14 protein-coding genes are annotated in these 17,497 nt (G+C 69.9%); 8 read left to right on the forward strand and 6 right to left on the reverse strand.

The genetic code is table 11. From position 1 onward, the window contains the following. Positions 1–480: 480 nt before the first annotated feature. The 3 genes from ACZ7NC_RS07935 to ACZ7NC_RS07945 all read right to left on the reverse strand — a co-directional run bounded on the left by ACZ7NC_RS07935 (position 481) and on the right by ACZ7NC_RS07945 (position 4,721). A complete protein-coding gene (locus ACZ7NC_RS07935) occupies positions 481–1,770 on the reverse strand; it encodes a citrate synthase (protein WP_471485923.1) in 1,290 nt (429 codons plus the stop codon). Positions 1,771–2,035: 265 nt separating this feature from the next. Next, the gene (recD2, locus tag ACZ7NC_RS07940) at positions 2,036–4,291 is read right to left on the reverse strand and encodes an SF1B family DNA helicase RecD2 (RefSeq protein ID WP_471485925.1); all 2,256 of its coding nucleotides are present in this window, start codon (positions 4,289–4,291) and stop codon (positions 2,036–2,038) included. 64 nt (positions 4,292–4,355) lie between these two features. Continuing rightward, positions 4,356–4,721, reverse strand: coding sequence for a cupin domain-containing protein (locus ACZ7NC_RS07945; RefSeq protein WP_471485926.1), 366 nt, complete (start codon positions 4,719–4,721; stop codon positions 4,356–4,358). 229 nt (positions 4,722–4,950) lie between these two features. On the opposite strand from ACZ7NC_RS07945, the gene ACZ7NC_RS07950 reads away from it, so the two are divergent. From ACZ7NC_RS07950 to ACZ7NC_RS07975, 6 genes are all read left to right on the forward strand, one after another. Then, the gene (locus ACZ7NC_RS07950; protein WP_471485928.1) at positions 4,951–5,970 is read left to right on the forward strand and encodes a LacI family DNA-binding transcriptional regulator; all 1,020 of its coding nucleotides are present in this window, start codon (positions 4,951–4,953) and stop codon (positions 5,968–5,970) included. After that, the gene (locus ACZ7NC_RS07955) at positions 5,967–7,511 is read left to right on the forward strand and encodes a sugar ABC transporter ATP-binding protein (RefSeq protein ID WP_471485930.1); all 1,545 of its coding nucleotides are present in this window, start codon (positions 5,967–5,969) and stop codon (positions 7,509–7,511) included. The genes ACZ7NC_RS07950 and ACZ7NC_RS07955 overlap by 4 nt, the downstream gene beginning before the upstream one ends. Continuing rightward, positions 7,501–9,453 carry an ABC transporter permease/substrate-binding protein gene (locus ACZ7NC_RS07960; protein ID WP_471485931.1) on the forward strand — a complete coding sequence of 651 codons (1,953 nt, stop codon included), beginning with the start codon at positions 7,501–7,503 and terminating at the stop codon, positions 9,451–9,453. Before ACZ7NC_RS07955 ends, ACZ7NC_RS07960 begins: the two co-directional genes overlap by 11 nt. 134 nt (positions 9,454–9,587) lie before the next feature. Then, positions 9,588–10,490, forward strand: a complete 903-nt coding sequence (locus ACZ7NC_RS07965; protein ID WP_471485933.1) for a ribokinase — start codon at positions 9,588–9,590, stop codon at positions 10,488–10,490. Then, positions 10,487–10,876: a D-ribose pyranase gene (gene rbsD / locus ACZ7NC_RS07970; RefSeq protein ID WP_471485934.1), complete on the forward strand. Its 390-nt coding sequence runs from the start codon at positions 10,487–10,489 to the stop codon at positions 10,874–10,876. The genes ACZ7NC_RS07965 and rbsD overlap by 4 nt, the downstream gene beginning before the upstream one ends. Before the next feature lie 302 nt (positions 10,877–11,178). Next, a complete protein-coding gene (locus ACZ7NC_RS07975) occupies positions 11,179–11,565 on the forward strand; it encodes a DUF937 domain-containing protein (RefSeq protein ID WP_471485935.1) in 387 nt (128 codons plus the stop codon). A gap of 104 nt (positions 11,566–11,669) precedes the next feature. Here ACZ7NC_RS07975 and ACZ7NC_RS07980 read toward each other — a convergent pair whose 3' ends face one another. The 3 genes from ACZ7NC_RS07980 to ACZ7NC_RS07990 are packed head-to-tail and all read right to left on the reverse strand — an operon-like array spanning position 11,670 to position 14,808. Beyond that, complete coding sequence (locus ACZ7NC_RS07980; protein ID WP_471485937.1) at positions 11,670–12,506, reverse strand: sugar phosphate isomerase/epimerase family protein; 837 nt, start codon at positions 12,504–12,506, stop codon at positions 11,670–11,672. Continuing rightward, the gene (locus tag ACZ7NC_RS07985; RefSeq protein ID WP_471485938.1) at positions 12,503–13,654 is read right to left on the reverse strand and encodes a dihydrodipicolinate synthase family protein; all 1,152 of its coding nucleotides are present in this window, start codon (positions 13,652–13,654) and stop codon (positions 12,503–12,505) included. The genes ACZ7NC_RS07980 and ACZ7NC_RS07985 overlap by 4 nt, the downstream gene beginning before the upstream one ends. Beyond that, complete coding sequence (locus tag ACZ7NC_RS07990) at positions 13,651–14,808, reverse strand: Gfo/Idh/MocA family protein (RefSeq protein WP_471485939.1); 1,158 nt, start codon at positions 14,806–14,808, stop codon at positions 13,651–13,653. The genes ACZ7NC_RS07985 and ACZ7NC_RS07990 overlap by 4 nt, the downstream gene beginning before the upstream one ends. 337 nt (positions 14,809–15,145) lie before the next feature. Here ACZ7NC_RS07990 and ACZ7NC_RS07995 point away from each other — a divergent pair, with 337 nt between their 5' ends. After that, positions 15,146–16,192: a LacI family DNA-binding transcriptional regulator gene (locus ACZ7NC_RS07995; RefSeq protein ID WP_471485941.1), complete on the forward strand. Its 1,047-nt coding sequence runs from the start codon at positions 15,146–15,148 to the stop codon at positions 16,190–16,192. Between the two features lie 154 nt (positions 16,193–16,346). Further along, positions 16,347–17,468: a hypothetical protein gene (locus ACZ7NC_RS08000; protein WP_471485942.1), complete on the forward strand. Its 1,122-nt coding sequence runs from the start codon at positions 16,347–16,349 to the stop codon at positions 17,466–17,468. Positions 17,469–17,497 lie beyond the last annotated feature (29 nt).

The raw sequence follows: 17,497 nt of genomic DNA on the forward strand, positions 1-17,497 counted from the left end.
CCGTGGGGGGAATCCGCACCGGGACATGGGAAGGCGCCCTGGACGTCGGCCCGTGGGGGGACCGCCGCCAGGGCGCCTTCTGTTATCCCGCGCTTTTCCGACAGCCCGCACAAACACGAGAGCCCCGCACCCGACCGAAGTCCGGCACGAGGCTCCGAATAAGAGGCTCAGCACTCCTCGCCGGGAACGAGATCACGCCCCACGACGCCCGTGCCCGCGACACGACCAAAGCCCAGCCCACACAACCAACGGCGGGGCACCGCGAAAACGGCGCCCCCACCGGCAGGTGTCAGCGCTCCTCGACAGGAACGAAGTCGGGCTCGACCACGCCCGTGGCCATGCTCACCCGGGGAGCAACCCCCGGACCCCCGGCCGCCCCGCCCCACCCGCGACACAAAAACCCCGCCGCGACACAGCCAAAACCCAGCCAACCCAACCAGCGGCGGGGCACCGCACACACGGCGCCCCCACCGGCAGGTGTCAGCGCTCCTCGACGGGAACGAAGTCGCGCTCGACCACGCCCGTGTAGATCTGCCGCGGGCGGCCGATGCGGGAACCCGGCTCCTTGATCATCTCGTGCCACTGGGCGATCCAGCCCGGGAGGCGGCCGAGGGCGAACAGGACCGTGAACATCTCGGTCGGGAAGCCCATGGCCCGGTAGATCAGGCCGGTGTAGAAGTCGACGTTCGGGTAGAGGCTGCGCGAGACGAAGTAGTCGTCGGAGAGCGCGTGCTCCTCCAGCTTCAGCGCGATGTCCAGCAGCTCGTCGGACTTGCCGAGGGCGGAGAGGACATCGTGCGCGGCGGCCTTGATGATCTTGGCGCGCGGGTCGAAGTTCTTGTAGACCCGGTGGCCGAAGCCCATCAGGCGGACGCCGTCCTCCTTGTTCTTCACCTTGCGGATGAAGGAGTCGACGTCACCGCCGGACGCCTGGATGCCCTCCAGCATCTCCAGGACGGACTGGTTGGCGCCGCCGTGCAGCGGGCCCCAGAGCGCGGAGATACCGGCCGAGATCGACGCGAACATGTTCGCCTGCGACGAGCCGACCAGACGGACCGTCGACGTCGAACAGTTCTGCTCGTGGTCCGCGTGCAGGATCAGCAGCTTGTCGAGGGCGGCCACGACGACCGGGTCCAGCTCGTAGTCCTGCGCCGGCACCGAGAAGGTCATCCGCAGGAAGTTCTCGACGTAGCCGAGGTCGTTGCGCGGGTAGACGAACGGGTGGCCGATCGACTTCTTGTACGCGTACGCCGCGATCGTCGGGAGCTTCGCGAGCAGGCGGATCGTCGAGAGGTTGCGCTGCGTCTCGTCGAACGGGTTGTGGCTGTCCTGGTAGAAGGTGGACAGCGCCGAGACGACCGACGACAGCATGGCCATCGGGTGGGCGTCGCGCGGGAAGCCCTTGTAGAAGTTCTTGACGTCCTCGTGCAGCAGGGTGTGCTGCGTGATGTCGTTCTTGAAGGTCGAGAGCTCGTCGACGGTCGGCAGCTCACCGTTGATCAGCAGGTAGGCCACCTCCAGGAAGGTGGAGCGCTCGGCCAGCTGCTCGATCGGGTAGCCGCGGTAGCGGAGGATGCCCGCCTCGCCGTCGAGGTAGGTGACGGCGGATTTGTACGCGGCGGTGTTGCCGTAGCCGCTGTCCAGCGTCACCAGACCGGTCTGGGCCCGGAGTTTGCCGATGTCGAAGCCCTTGTCGCCGACGGTGCTGTCAATCACCGGGTAGGTGTACTCGCCGTCGCCGTACCGCAGTACTACAGAGTTGTCGCTCACGTCTTCCCTCACCGACGTTGTGCCTCATCTTCGAGGTTGCCCTGACTGTCTCTACCCTCCCCCATTCGGCTCAGGAGAGTGCACTCGGGGTCGACCATTGGGCCTATCGGCGGCACTGAGTGCCGCCAACCTGTCATCCTGCCCGCTGTTTTCCCCATCTGGAAGTGCTCTGTGACCTTCACGACTCATTTGATCGATCATTTTTTTCGATGCCTCATGAAACGGCAGGTCAGCAGGGGGCCCGACCGGGGGCCGGAAGCAGGGTTCAGGAGCCCGCGAGCCGGAAGTCGAGTGCCGTGCAGCGGCGCCCGGCCGACACCGTGCGCACCGCCTGGCCGATCGCCTTGCGCGAACCCACGAGGACGACCAGCTGCTTGGCGCGGGTCACCGCCGTGTACAGCAGATTCCGCTGGAGCATCATCCATGCTCCCGTGGTGACGGGGATCACCACTGCGGGATATTCACTTCCTTGTGAACGGTGGATCGTCACCGCGTACGCATGCGCCAGTTCGTCCAGTTCGTCGAATTCGTACGGCACCTCCTCGTCCTCGTCCGTCAGCACCGTCAGGCGCTGGTCGACCGGATCGAGCGAGGTGACCACGCCCACGGTGCCGTTGAAGACACCGTTCTCCCCCTTCTCGTAATTGTTGCGAATCTGGGTGACCTTGTCGCCGACGCGGAAGACCCGGCCGCCGAACCGCTTCTCCGCGAGATCGGGGCGTCCGGGGGTGATGGCCTGCTGGAGCAGGCCGTTCAACGTGCCGGCGCCCGCCGGGCCGCGGTGCATGGGGGCCAGCACCTGGACGTCCCGGCGCGGGTCGAGCCCGAATTTGGCCGGAATCCGACGGGCCGCCACGTCCACCGTGAGCCGGCCGGCCGCCTCCGTGTCGTCCTCGACGAAGAGGAAGAAGTCCTTCATGCCGTCGGTGAGGGGGTGCTGCCCGGCGTTGATCCGGTGGGCGTTGGTCACCACGCCCGACTGCTGGGCCTGCCGGAACACACGCGTCAGGCGGACGGCGGGGATGGGGCTGTCATCGGCGAGCAGGTCCCGCAGGACCTCCCCCGCGCCGACACTCGGCAGCTGGTCCACGTCGCCGACGAAGAGCAGATGGGCGCCCGGCGGTACGGCCTTGACCAGCTTGTTGGCCAGCAGCAGGTCCAGCATGGACGCCTCGTCGACCACCACCAGGTCGGCCTGGAGCGGGCGGTCCTTGTCGTACGCCGCGTCTCCGCCGGGCTTGAGCTCCAGGAGCCGGTGGACGGTGGAGGCCTCGGCACCGGTGAGTTCGGCGAGGCGCTTGGCGGCGCGGCCGGTGGGGGCGGCCAGCACCACGCGCGCCTTCTTCGCCCGCGCCAGCTCCACGATCGACCGGACCGTGAAGGACTTGCCGCAGCCGGGGCCGCCGGTGAGCACGGCGACCTTCTGGGTCAGGGCCAGCTTGACGGCGGCCTCCTGCTCGGGGGCGAGGTCGGTGCCCGTACGGCCCTTCAGCCAGCCGAGCGCCTTGTCCCAGGCCACGTCACCAAAGCCCGGCATCCGGTCCTCGTCGGTGCGCAGCAGGCGCAACAGCTGGGCGGAGAGGGAGAGTTCGGCCCGGTGGAAGGGGACGAGATAGATGGCGGTGACCGGTTCCGAGGCGCCGTCGGCTCCCGGCACCCTCTCCCGTACGACACCGGGGTCGCCGCCGTCCTCCGGGACCTGCGCGAGTTCGGCCAGGCACTCGATGACGAGTCCGGTGTCGACCTGGAGGAGCTTGACCGCGTCGGCGATCAACTGCTCTTCGGGGAGGTAGCAGTTGCCCTGGTCGGTGGCCTGCGAAAGGGCGTACTGCAGGCCCGCCTTGACGCGCTCCGGGCTGTCGTGCGGGATGCCGACGGACTGGGCGATCTTGTCGGCGGTGAGGAAGCCGATGCCCCACACGTCGGCGGCGAGACGGTACGGCTGGTTCTTCACGACCGAGATCGAGGCGTCGCCGTACTTCTTGTAGATGCGCACGGCGATGGAGGTGGACACCTCGACCGTCTGGAGGAAGAGCATGACCTCCTTGATCGCCTTCTGCTCCTCCCAGGCGTCGGCGATCTTCCTGGTGCGCTTGGGGCCGAGCCCCGGCACCTCGATGAGCCGCTTGGGCTCCTCCTCGATGATCTTCAGGGTGTCCAGCCCGAAGTGCTGGGTGATGCGGTCGGCGAAGACCGGGCCGATGCCCTTGACCAGGCCGGAGCCGAGATAGCGGCGGATGCCCTGGACGGTGGCCGGCAGCACCGTCGTGTAGTTCTCGACGGTGAACTGCTTGCCGTACTGCGGGTGGGACCCCCAGCGCCCCTCCATCCGCAGGGACTCACCGACCTGCGCACCGAGCAGTGCGCCGACGACGGTGAGCAGGTCGCCGCCGCCTCTTCCGGTGTCGACGCGGGCGACCGTGTAGCCGTTCTCCTCGTTGGCGTAGGTGATGCGCTCCAGGACGCCTTCGAGCACGGCCATTCGTCGCTCGTCTGTGGTGACCCCCGCCTGATTGGACATGGTCCGACGCTACCGTTCGGGTCCGACAACGCGGGGCGCCCGTGGACGAAGCGGCCGGCGGCCGTCACGCCGACTGCGACTTCACGTGGTCGAGGACCGCCTGGAACTCCGCGGTCGGCGAGAACTCCACGAACTCGCAGTCCTCCAGGGCCACGGGGACATGGCCGGGGCCCCAGTAGTACGCCTGGCCCGCCTCGTAGTGCTCCTCGCCCTCGGGCGTCAGTATCCGCAGCCGACCCTTCAGCAGATAGCCCCAGTGCGGGCAAGGACAGGCGTCGTCCGCCAGGCCCTTGAGGGCGGGACCCATGTCCGTGCCCTCGGGCAAGCTGATGTAGCCGACGGACATACCGCCGCCGATGGACTTGGTGCGCACCTCCACGCCGTCACCACCGAGGGTGACGGGTACGTCGTCGTGAGCCGCTGCCGTCATGGCTCCTCCACTCCCGGCCCACGAGGGCCCTCGAAGTCGGCCCCCGCTCTTCCAGGCTGAACCGCCCCGCGGTGGGCCGCGACATCACGATCCGGTCTCGGGATGTGGTTGAGGGCTTGATTAACCCGCGTGTAATCGATTCCAATCCTCCGTACACGTCGATGTAATCGATTCCACGTCGATTTCACGACCATCGACCACGAACGATCCACAAGGAGGTGGAGCGGCGATGGCGAGCATCAAGGACGTCGCTGCCGAGGCGGGGGTCTCCGTCGCCACGGTCTCGCGGGTCCTGAACGACCATCCGTCGGTCAGCGCCGAGGCACGCGCGCGCGTGCTGGCCGCCGTCGAGACCCTGGGCTACCGCCCGAACGCCGTCGCCCGCTCCCTGCGCACCGACCAGACCCACACCCTCGGCCTGGTCATCAGCGACGTGCTGAACCCCTACTTCACCGAACTGGCCCGCTCCGTCGAGGAGGAGGCCCGCGCGCTCGGCTACAGCGTCATCATCGGCAACGCCGACGAGCGGCCCGACCTCCAGGACCATCACGTACGGAACCTGCTCGACCGCCGTATCGACGGGCTGCTCGTCTCCCCCACCGACGGCGGGTCGCCGCTGATGCTGGACGCCGCGCGGGCGGGGACGCCGATGGTGTTCGTGGACCGGTGGATCCCGGGCGTGGACGTGCCGGTGGTGCGCTCGGACGGGCGGGCCGCCGTACGGGACCTGGTGGCGCATCTGCACGGGCTCGGGCACCGGCGGCTCGCGATCATCGCGGGACCGGCGGCGACCACGACCGGCCGGGAGCGCGTGGAGGCATTCCGGGAGGCGCTCGGCGCCTACGGCCTCGAACTCCCCGACGCCTACACAGGCCGGGGCGACTTCCAGGCCGAGAGCGGGCGGCGGGTCACCGAGGGCTTCCTCGACCTGCCCGAGCCGCCCGAGGTCGTCTTCGCGGCCGACAACCTGATGGCGCTCGGCGCGCTGGACGCCGTACGCGCGCGTGGGCTGCGCGTGCCGGACGACCTCGCGCTGGCCGCGTTCGACGACATCCGGTGGTTCGTGCACACCGATCCGCCGATCACCGCCATCGCCCAGCCGACGGGCGAGCTGGGCCGGGCCGCCGTACGGGCCCTGGTGGACCGCATCGAGGGACGCCCCGGCGAGTCCGTCACCCTCCCCGCCCGCCTTGTCGTACGCCGCTCGTGCGGCGAGAACCCCACCCCAGTGCAAAGGAGCACGTCGTGAGCAGCCAGGACGAGTTGCTGCGCATCGAGGGCATACGGAAGACCTTCCCGGGCGTGGTCGCGCTGGACGGCGTCGACTTCGATCTGCGCCGGGGCGAGGTGCACGTCCTCCTCGGTGAGAACGGCGCGGGCAAGAGCACCCTCATCAAGATGCTCTCCGGTGCCTACACGCCCGACGCCGGACGGATCCTGGTCGGCGGTGAGGAGACGCGCGTCCACGGTGCGCAGGACTCCGAGCGGCTCGGGATCGCCACCATCTACCAGGAGTTCAATCTCGTACCCGATCTCACGGTCGCCGAGAACATCTTCCTGGGGCGCCAGCCGCGCCGCTTCGGGATGATCGACCGGAAGCGGATGGAGGCCGACGCCGAGGTCCTGCTGAAGCGGGTCGGCGTCCATGTGTCGCCACGCGCGCGGGTGCGTGAACTCGGCATCGCGCGCCTGCAGATGGTCGAGATCGCCAAGGCGCTGAGCCTGAACGCGCGCGTGCTCATCATGGACGAGCCGACCGCCGTACTGACCTCCGAGGAGGTCGACAAGCTCTTCGCGATCGTGCGCACGCTGCGCGAGGACGGCGTGGGGGTCGTCTTCATCACCCATCACCTGGAGGAGATCGCCGCCCTGGGCGACCGGGTCACGGTCCTCCGCGACGGCAGGTCCGTCGGGCAGGTCCCCGCCTCCACCCCCGAGGACGAACTCGTACGGCTGATGGTGGGCCGCTCGATCGAGCAGCAGTATCCGCGCGAACGAGCCGACAAGGGCGCCGCGTTGCTCACCGTCGAGGGACTGACCCGCAACGGCGTCTTCCATGACGTCGGTTTCGAGGTGCACGCCGGTGAGGTGGTCGGCATCGCCGGGCTGGTCGGCGCCGGACGTACCGAGGTGGTGCGGGCGGTGTTCGGGGCGGACCCGTACGACAAGGGGGCCGTGAAGGTCTCCGGGACCTCCTTGAGGCGCCACGACGTGAGCGCGGCCATGGCGGCCGGGGTCGGGCTGGTGCCCGAGGACCGCAAGGGCCAGGGGCTCGTGCCGGCCGCCTCGGTCGAGGAGAACCTCGGCCTGGTGACGCTGCGTTCGGCCACGCGCGCGGGGCTCGTCGACCTCAGGGGCCAGCGCGCGGCCGCCGCCCGGATCGCCGAGCAGCTGGGCGTGCGGATGGCCGGGCTGGGGCAGCAGGTGCGCACGCTCTCCGGCGGCAACCAGCAGAAGGTCGTCATCGGCAAGTGGCTGCTCGCGAACACCAAGGTGCTGATCCTCGACGAGCCGACGCGCGGCATCGACGTCGGCGCCAAGGTCGAGATCTACCAGCTCATCAATGAACTCACGGCCGCCGGCGCCGCCGTACTGATGATCTCCAGCGATCTGCCCGAGGTGCTCGGCATGAGCGACCGGGTGCTGGTGATGGCGCAGGGCCGGATCGCGGGCGAACTGTCCGCCGCCGAGGCCACCCAGGACTCCGTGATGGCCCTCGCCGTCAGCAATCCCAACACGACCGACGTCAGCAACCCCACGTCCGACAAGGAGGCCGCTCGTGGCCGCTGAAACGCTCAAGAGCACTACGGGCGCCGGTGGCGCCACGAGCGGCGTGCCTCGCCTGCTCCTCGACAACGGCGCGCTCACCGCGCTGATCGTCCTCGTCGTCGCCATGTCGGCGCTGTCGGGCGACTTCCTGACCACCGACAACCTGCTCAACGTCGGCGTCCAGGCGGCCGTGACCGCGATCCTCGCCTTCGGTGTCACCTTCGTGATCGTCTCGGCCGGCATCGACCTTTCGGTCGGCTCGGTGGCGGCCCTGTCGGCCACCGTCCTCGCCTGGAGCGCGACCTCGCACGGGGTGCCGGTCGGCATAGCGGTGCTGCTGGCCGTCGCGACCGGCATCGTGGCCGGTCTGGTCAACGGCTTCCTCATCTCGTACGGCAAACTCCCGCCGTTCATCGCGACGCTCGCGATGCTCTCGGTGGCCCGCGGTCTGTCGCTGGTGATCTCCGAGGGCTCCCCGATCCCCTTCCCCGGCTCCGTCTCGCACCTCGGTGACACGCTCGGCGGCTGGCTGCCGGTGCCGGTGCTCGTGATGGTCGTGATGGGCCTGATCGCCGCGTTCGTGCTCGGCCGGACCTACATCGGCCGCTCGATGTACGCGATCGGCGGCAACGAGGAGGCCGCTCGCCTGTCCGGGCTGCGGGTGAAGAAGCAGAAGCTCGCCATCTACGCCCTGTCCGGCGTGTTCGCCGCCGTCGCGGGCGTCGTGCTGGCCTCGCGGCTGTCCTCCGCGCAGCCCCAGGCCGCCGACGGTTACGAGCTGGACGCGATCGCCGCGGTCGTCATCGGCGGCGCCTCGCTCGCGGGCGGCACCGGCAAGGCGTCCGGCACGCTGATCGGCGCGCTGATCCTGGCGGTGCTGCGCAACGGCCTGAACCTGCTGAACGTGTCCGCCTTCTGGCAGCAGGTCGTCATCGGGGTCGTGATCGCGCTGGCGGTGCTGTTCGACACACTGCGCCGCAAGGCGGGGGCGACTCCCGTGGCAGCCGGCACCTCCCAGGGAGGCAGGGGCAGACAGGCGGGGACGTACGCGCTCGCGGCGGTCGTCACCGTGGCGATCGTGGGCGCGACCTCCTTCCTGCACAACGGCTCCTCCTCGTCGTCCACGCAGAAGATGGGGCTGTCCCTGTCCACCCTCAACAACCCCTTCTTCGTGCAGATCCGGGCGGGCGCCCAGGCCGAGGCGAAGCGGCTGGGCGTGGACCTGACGGTCACCGACGCCCAGAACGACGCCTCCCAGCAGGCCAACCAGCTGCAGAACTTCACCAGTTCGAACGTCGGCGCGATCATCGTCAACCCGGTGGACTCGGACGCGGCCGGCAACTCCGTGAAGGCCGCCGACAAGGCGAAGATCCCGGTCATCGCCGTCGACCGCGGGGTCAACAACGCGAAGACGGATGCCCTGGTCGCCTCCGACAACGTCGCCGGCGGTGAGCTCGCCGCCAAGTCGATCGCCGAGAAGCTGGGCGGCAAGGGCAAGATCGTGATCCTCCAGGGCCAGGCCGGCACCTCCGCCGCGCGCGAGCGCGCCCAGGGCTTCGCGAACGGCCTCAAGGCGTACCCGGGCATCCAGGTCGTCGCCCAGCAGCCCGCCGACTTCGACCGCACCAAGGGCCTCGACGTGATGTCGAACCTGCTCCAGGCCCACCCGGACGTCCAGGGTGTCATCGCCGCCAACGACGAGATGGCGCTCGGCGCGATCAAGGCGCTGGGCTCCAAGGCCGGCAAGTCGGTCTCGGTGGTCGGCTTCGACGGCACGCCGGACGGCCTGAAGGCGGTCGAGGGCGGCACGCTCTACGCGTCCGTCGCACAGCAGCCGACCCAGCTCGGCCGGATCGCCGTGGACAACGCGCTCAGGGCCCTTCAGGGCAAGAAGGTCGAGCAGACCGTGAAGGTGCCGGTGAAGGTGGTCACGAAGGAGAACGTGGCGGGCTTCAGCGGCTGATGTCCGCCGGTCCGCGGATGACATCCGGTTGACATCGGGGAACGGCGAACGGGCGGGCGGTCGTTGCAGGAGCATGGACCTGGTGACGGCCGCCCGCCGCACGTCACCGCGGGGACTATCAGGGGAGCAACCTCATGTACGACTACGACCTCCTGGTCGTAGGGTCGGCCAACGCCGACCTGGTGATCGGCGTCGAGTGTCGGCCGGGGGCCGGCGAGACCGTGCTCGGCTCCGATCTGGCCGTCCACCCGGGCGGCAAGGGCGCCAACCAGGCGGTCGCGGCCGCCCGGCTCGGGGCCCGGACGGCCCTGCTGGCCCGGGTCGGCGACGACGCGCACGGCCGGCTGCTGCTCGACTCGCAGCGGGAGTCCGGCGTGGACACCGTGGGCGTGCTGGTGGGCGACGCTCCGACCGGCGTCGCGCTGATCACGGTCGACCCGTCCGGGGACAACAGCATCGTCGTCTCGCCGGGCGCGAACGGCAGGCTCGCCCCGCAGGACGTACGGGCCGCCGCGAGCCTCTTCCAGGCGTCCCGGGTGGTGTCGGCCCAGCTGGAGATCCCGCTGGAGACGGTCGTGGAGGTGGTCCGCAGCCTGGCGGACGGCAGCCGTTTCGTGCTGAACCCCTCCCCGCCCCGCCCGCTGCCGGCCGAGGTGCTGGCGGCCTGCGACCCGCTGATCGTGAACGAGCACGAGGCGAAGGTGATCCTCGGCGACTCGGCGGTGGGCGAGACGCCTGAGGACTGGGCGCGGATCCTGCTGGCCAAGGGCCCCCGCTCGGTGGTCGTGACCCTGGGCGCGGACGGGGCGCTGGTGGCCTCGGCGGCGGGTGTGACCCGGGTGGCGTCGGTGAAGGTGGACGCGGTGGACACGACGGGCGCGGGCGACGCGTTCACGGCCGCGCTGGCCTGGCGGCTGGGGACGGGCGAGTCACTGACCGAGGCGGCGGCGTACGCGGCGCGGGTCGGGGCGGTGGCCGTGACCCGGGAGGGCGCGCAGGCGTCCTTCCCCACGGCCGCGGAGGTCGAGGAGGCGTGAAGAAGGCCGGCATCCTGAACCGCCACCTCTCCGGCGCCCTCGCCGAGCTGGGCCACGGCGACGGTGTCCTGGTCTGCGACGCGGGCATGCCGATACCCGACGGCCCCCGGGTCGTGGACCTGGCGTTCCGGGCCGGGGTGCCGTCGTTCGCCGAGGTACTGGACGGTCTGCTGGCCGAGCTGGTCGTGGAGGGCGCGACGGCGGCGAAGGAGACACGGGACGCCAATCCGGCGGCGGCCGCGCTGCTGGAGGGGGAGTTTCCGGGGCTGGAGCTGGTCCCGCACCAGCGGCTGAAGGAGCTGTCGGCCGGTGCGCGGCTGGTGGTACGGACCGGGGAGGCGCAACCGTACGCGAATGTTCTGCTGCGCTGCGGAGTCTTCTTCTGACGGCACCGGGCGACGAGTGACAGCGCCGGGGCGACGAGCTGAGGACCCCGGGACCGTGCCGAGCTGAAGGCCCGGGAACATTTCGAGGGGCCCGGTCCGTCGACCGAGCCCCTCGGATTTCCCCTCCCACAGAACCCCCGCGATCCCCCCAGATCCCCCTCCGAGAAGTCCTGATGCCAAGTACGACCCGCAAGGTGGGGGAAGGGTTGTACGGACTCCGAGGATTTCTGAGGATTTTTTCCGGCATATTCCCGACCCTCCTCGGGGTGCCGGTAATACCGGGCAGACGTAGCGTTTCAGACATGCAAGAGCTAGACGAAAACCCCCTCACATCCCTCCAGGACGACGTGCTCGACGAGCTCGGCGATGACCTGATCGGAGATATCGCGGGACTGCTGGGCACGGACGAGTCCGGTGCCCGGCAGATGATCTGTACGACGGTGTCGGCGCTGTCCGACGAGGCGGAGACCGTGGCGACCCCGCACGACGCCCCGCTCACCGGCGTGGCCACCGTGGGCGGCTTCGCGACCGGCGGCCTCATGGCCGGGCTGCTGGCCGAGGAGGCCGAACCGGTCGCAGGCTCGGTGTCCCGGAAGACGGGGCTGCCGGCGGCGGCGGTGTCCCGGACGGTCGAGATGGTGATTCCGGGGATGCTGGCGGTGCTCACGAAACGGGCGGCCGGGAAGTAGACCGCCGCCCCCCGACGCCGACGGCGACGGCGACGGCAACGGCAACGGCAACGGCAACGGCAACGGCACATGAGCCGTTGGCGACCCGCCAGGCGCCGCCTGCCCTAAGCCGTGTGCTCCACGAACCGCGCCGCCGTCTCCGCCAGCACCTCCCGCCCGTCCCGCGCCCACAGCCCGTCGTTGAACAGTTCGACCTCGATGGCGCCGTCGTAGCCCGCCGCCGCCACGTAGCCGAGCCACTCCCGCATGTCGACCGCCCCGTCCCCGAGCTGACCGCGCCCGGTGAGCACGCCTTCCGGCAAGGGGGTCGTCCAGTCGGCGAGTTGGAAGGTGTGGATACGGCCACCCGCGCCCGCCCGGGCGATCTGCGCCGGCGCCGTGTCGTCCCACCAGATGTGGTACGTGTCGACCGTGACGCCGACCTGCCGGGCCGGGAAGCATTCCGCGAGGTCGAGGGCCTGGGACAGGGTCGACACCACGCAGCGGTCGGCGGCGTACATCGGGTGCAGCGGCTCGATCGCCAGCTTCACACCGCGCTCCTCGGCGTAGGGGCCCAGCTCGCCCAGCGCGTCGGCGATCCGCTCCCGGGCGCCGTGCAGGTCCTTGGACCCGGCGGGCAGGCCGCCGGAGACCAGCACCAGGACATCCGTGCCCAGCGTGGCCGCCTCGTCGACGGCCCGGCGGTTGTCGTCCAGGGCCGCCGCGCGCTCGGCCGGGTCGATCGCCGTGAAGAAGCCGCCGCGGCACAGGGTGGTGACCGTCAGGCCCGCTTCGCGGACCAGCTTGGCCGTGGCCTCCAGGCCGTACGACTGGACGGGCTCGCGCCACAGCCCGACGTTGCCGATGCCCAACCGGCCGCATTCCTCGACCAGTTCGGGCATCGACAGCTGCTTGACGGTCATCTGGTTGATGGAGAAGCGGGAGAGATCGGCGGTGCTCACTGGGCCACTCCGTACAGGGAGAGCAGGTTCTTCATCCGTTCCTCCGCCAGCTTCGGGTCCGGGAACAGGCCCAGTCCGTCGGCGAGTTCGTAGGCGCGGGCGAAGTGCGGGAGGGAGCGGGCCGACTGCAGGCCGCCGACCATGGTGAAGTGCGTCTGGTGGCCGGCCAGCCAGGCCAGGAAGACCACGCCCGTCTTGTAGAAGCGGGTCGGGGCCTGGAAGAGGTGCCGGGACAGTTCGACCGTGGGGTCGAGCAGCTCCCGGAATCCGGCCTTGTTCCCCGTGTCCAGGACGCGCACCGCCTGCGCCGCCAGCGGGCCCAGCGGGTCGAAGATGCCGAGCAGGGCGTGGCTGAAGCCCTTCTCGTCGCCCGCGATCAGCTCGGGGTAGTTGAAGTCGTCGCCCGTGTAGCAGCGCACGCCCTGCGGGAGGCGCCGGCGGATGTCGATCTCCCGCCGGGCGTCCAGCAGCGACACCTTGATGCCGTCCACCTTGTCCGGGTGCGCGGCGATGACCGCCAGGAAGGTGTCCGTCGCCGTGTCCAGGTCGGACGAGCCCCAGTAGCCCTCCAGCGCCGGGTCGAACATCGGGCCCAGCCAGTGCAGGATCACCGGCTCGGCGGACTGGCGCAGCAGATGGCCGTAGACCTCCAGATAGTCCTCGGGGCCCTGCGCCACGGCGGCCAGCGCCCGCGAGGCCATCAGGATCGCCTGGGCCCCGCTCTCCTCGACGACGGCGAGCTGCTCCTCGTAGGCCGCGCGGACCTCCATCAGAGATCCGGCGGCGATCTGGTCGGTGCCGACGCCGCAGGCGATACGGCCGCCCACGCCTCGGGCCTCCGCCGCGGACCGCCGGATCAGCTCGGCCGCGCCCGCCCAGTCCAGGCCCATCCCGCGCTGGGCGGTGTCCATGGCCTCGGCGACGCCGAGCCCGTGGGACCACAGATGGCGGCGGAAGGCGAGGGTGGCGTCCCAGTCGACGGCGGCGGGCGAGTCGAGGCTCGTGTCGGCGTACGGGTCGGCGACGACATGCGCCGCCGAGAAGACCGTACGGGAGGTGAAGGGCGAGCCGGGGCTGACGGCGAGGGGCTCCTGGCGGGGCTCGTACGCCCTGAAGCCCCCCTGGAAGTCCGGGAGTCGGATCGTCACAGCTGGATCTCCGGTACGTCGAGACGGCGGCCCTCGGCCGACGACTTCAGGCCCAGCTCGGCGAGCTGGACGCCGCGGGCGCCGGCGAGCAGGTCCCAGTGGTAGGGGGCGTCGGCGTGGACGTGCTTGAGGAACAGCTCCCACTGGGCCTTGAAGCCGTTGTCGAAGTCGTCGTTGTCCGGGATCTCCTGCCACTGGTCGCGGAAGGAGTAGGTGGCCGGGATGTCCGGGTTCCACACCGGCTTCGGCGTCATGCCGCGGTGCTGGACGCGGCAGTTGCGCAGACCGGCGACGGCGGATCCCTCGGTGCCGTCCACCTGGAACTCGACGAGTTCGTCGCGGTTGACGCGCACGGCCCAGGACGAGTTGATCTGGGCGATCGCGCCGCCGTCGAGCTCGAAGATGCCGTAGGCGGCGTCGTCGGCGGTGGCGTCGTAGGGCTTGTCGTTCTCGTCCCAGCGCTGCGGGATATGGGTGGTGGCGATGGCCTGCACGGACTTCACGCGGCCGAAGAGCTCGTGCAGCACGTACTCCCAGTGCGGGAACATGTCGACGACGATGCCGCCGCCGTCCTCGGCGCGGTAGTTCCAGGACGGGCGCTGCGCGGTCTGCCAGTCGCCCTCGAAGACCCAGTAGCCGAACTCACCGCGGACGGACAGGATCCGTCCGAAGAAGCCGCCGTCGATGAGGCGCTTGAGCTTGAGCAGGCCCGGGAGGAACAGCTTGTCCTGGACCACGCCGTGCTTGATGCCGGCGTCGGCGGCGAGCCGCGCGAGCTCCAGGGCACCCTCCAGCCCGGTGGCCGTCGGCTTCTCGGTGTAGATGTGCTTGCCGGCGGCGATCGCCTTCCTGATCGCCTCCTCGCGGGCGGAGGTGACCTGGGCGTCGAAGTAGATCTCGACGGTCGGGTCGGCGAGGACCGCGTCCACGTCGGTCGAGATGTTCCCCGGGTCCAGGCCGTGCCGCTCGGCGAGCGCCTTGAGGGCGTACTCGCGGCGCCCGACCAGGATCGGCTCCGGCCACAGCACGGTGCCGTCGCCGAGGTCGAGGCCGCCCTGCTCACGGATGGCCAGGATGGAGCGCACCAGGTGCTGGCGGTAGCCCATGCGCCCGGTCACACCATTCATGGCGATACGCACCGTCTTGCGTGTCACGTCATTCCCTTCGTAGGTGTCGTACGCAGCGTTCGTGCGCGATTCGTACGCGGTTGTGCGCGCCGAGTACGCCCTACCCTGCTGAGCGTCACAGCAAGCGCTTTCTATCTGATGAGAAGCTAGCCTCTGAGCAGCGGTGGAGACAAGACCGTGACGGGGTTGAGTTGTTCGAGGGGACGAACAACCGGGGTTCTTGGCCTTAAGGTCTGCTCGACATACACGGAACCGTGACTGCGGATGGCCTGTCTACGAGGGGGCAGGTCCTGTCTGCGAACACGTGGTGAGCACACACGTACGACAGGTGGTACGACGAGATGCGCGACCGGAGGACGACGAGATGACGGTGACCCTGGCGGACGTGGCGGCCCGCGCCCAGGTCTCGCCCGCGACGGTGTCGCGCGTGCTGAACGGGAACTACCCCGTCGCCGCCTCCACCCGGGAGCGGGTGCTGCGCGCGGTGGACGAGCTGGACTACGTGCTGAACGGTCCCGCGAGCTCACTGGCCGCCGCTACCTCCGACCTGGTCGGCATCCTGGTCAATGACATCGCCGACCCGTTCTTCGGGATCATGGCGAGCGCGATCCAGTCGGAGATCGGGGGTCCGGGCGGCCGGGCGGGCGGTGAGCGTCTGGCCGTGGTCTGCAACACGGGGGGTTCGCCGGAGCGCGAGCTGACGTATCTGACCCTGCTCCAGCGGCAGCGGGCGGCCGCGGTCGTCCTGACCGGCGGCGCCGTGGAGAACGCGCCGCACGCGGCGGCCGTCGCGGCCAAGCTGCGCAAGCTGGGGGACGCCGGGACACGGGTGGTGCTGTGCGGGCGGCCGCCGGCTTCGGAGACCGGCGCCATCGCCCTGACCTTCGACAACCGCGGCGGCGGACGCGAGCTGACCGAGCACCTGATCGGGCTGGGGCATCGGCGGTTGGGGTACATCGCGGGGCCGGAGGAGCGCACGACGACCCGGCACCGGCTGGAGGGGCATCGGGCGGCGCTTCAGGCGCACGGCATCGAGGAGGACGCCCGCTGGACGGTGTACGGCCGCTATGACCGGCAGTCCGGCTACGAGGCGACGCTGGAACTGCTGCGCCGCGACCCGTCGTTGACGACGGTGGTGGCGGCGAACGACTCCGTCGCCCTGGGGGCGTGCGCGGCGCTGCGGGACTCCGGGTTGCGCATTCCCGAGGACGTGTCGGTCGCCGGGTTCGACGATCTGCCGTTCAGCGTCGACACGGTGCCTTCGCTTACGACGGTGAGGCTGCCGTTGGCGGAGGCGGGGGCGCGGGCCGGGCGGATCGCGATGGGGCGGGAGGAGCCGCCGCCCGGGGGGATCGCGACGATTCGGGGGGAGTTGATGGTTCGGGGGTCTTCCGGGGGGCCTCGGAAGTAGGCGCTGCCCCCTGTGTGTGAGGGCGCCGGACGGTTCGGCACCACGGTATGAACTCCTTTCTGAAGTGGGGGAGTTTCGGTGCCGGCGTCGGTGTCATGCGTCACACCCGGACAGAAAGCGCCCTCGGGTGTTCAGCAGGCGATAGCTTCGCGGCGTGTTCCGGCGCAAGAAGGCCGTTCAGAATCCGACGGTCGAGAAACACATGAAGGCGTTCTTCAGCGAGCTGACGGCGGAGGACCGCAGACACCCCCGGTCTGTCGGTGAGGCCTACGGTGCATACCTCTTCAACAGCCGCAAGCGGGAGCTGGTGGACGAGCACAAGCTCTCCTTGTCGCGTTTCCACATCGGTTTGGGCAGCGCCGACGGAGATCTCGACCGTCTCACCAAACGGGGGGTACTGGTCGCGGATTCCCTCCTGCTGGCGCACGGCCCGAGCTTTCCGCAGCACCTGGTCCGGACGCTGTCCCACGAGAGAGACGTCTTCAATCCGTTCGACAGCCCCACGCGCGACCCTGACTTGATGTACGAGGGGACCACGGTCACCACAAGGTCGGAGCGCCTTTCCATGCACTGCCCCGATCTGGAAGGACTGGGGCGCTGGATCGTCGATGCCGAACCGCTGCTGAAAGCCGGCCTCGCCTGGTATCTGCCGACCTATTCGACCACCAGCTCGGAGTACTCCACCGTGCCTTCGGACCGTGGCAGCTATGAGGAACGGCCCGTTCCGAGCGTGCTCGACTTCCTCGTCCGCAACGGAAGAGTCGTCGAGGAGTACGACACCCAGCCGGTGAAGAGCCAGGTGGTCCGGCCGGTGCTGAGGATCGATCTCCCGTTCGTCGACGGGGTGGGCCTTCAGGACTTCAGCCGGCTGACGGTCCAGGAATTCGCCTCTTACACAGGTTTCCGGAGCTTCATGCGGCAGACGTTCCTGGAACTGGACGACGCACTCGACGCCGTCCAGTCCGAACGGGAGATGACCAGGATCGGGCTGCGGATCGGGGACGAGATCCGCGGTGTGCACGCACAGGTGAGCGCGGCACGCAGGAAGCGCGCCGTGGCGGTGACCGGAGCGGGGGTGGGCACGGTGGGCGCCGTGCTGGTCGCCGTGTACGGTCCGGCCTTCCAGTCGGCGATGGCCATCCTGGGGGCCGCGGGTGCCGGTGGCGTCTGGGGAATCATCCAGGCGGCGGCCGAGAACGGCCGGCACATTCTTCGCCACGACAACTGGTACTACGTATGGGCCCTGGCGAAGGCGAGCGGCCGGTACGGCATCTGAGGCCGTCCTGCCGCGGGGACCGGACCGCG

It is taken from the genome of Streptomyces sp. NPDC111802, assembly GCF_055634335.1.

Excerpts from the sequence above, each read along its gene's own strand:
- recD2 (WP_471485925.1), bottom strand. The coding sequence starts at position 4,291 with ATGTCCAATCAGGCGGGGGTCACCACAGACGAGCGACGAATGGCCGTG.
- ACZ7NC_RS07945 (WP_471485926.1), bottom strand. The coding sequence starts at position 4,721 with ATGACGGCAGCGGCTCACGACGACGTACCCGTCACCCTCGGTGGTGAC.
- ACZ7NC_RS07950 (WP_471485928.1), top strand. The coding sequence starts at position 4,951 with ATGGCGAGCATCAAGGACGTCGCTGCCGAGGCGGGGGTCTCCGTCGCC.
- ACZ7NC_RS07965 (WP_471485933.1), top strand. The coding sequence starts at position 9,588 with ATGTACGACTACGACCTCCTGGTCGTAGGGTCGGCCAACGCCGACCTG.
- ACZ7NC_RS07975 (WP_471485935.1), top strand. The coding sequence starts at position 11,179 with ATGCAAGAGCTAGACGAAAACCCCCTCACATCCCTCCAGGACGACGTG.
- ACZ7NC_RS07995 (WP_471485941.1), top strand. The coding sequence starts at position 15,146 with ATGACGGTGACCCTGGCGGACGTGGCGGCCCGCGCCCAGGTCTCGCCC.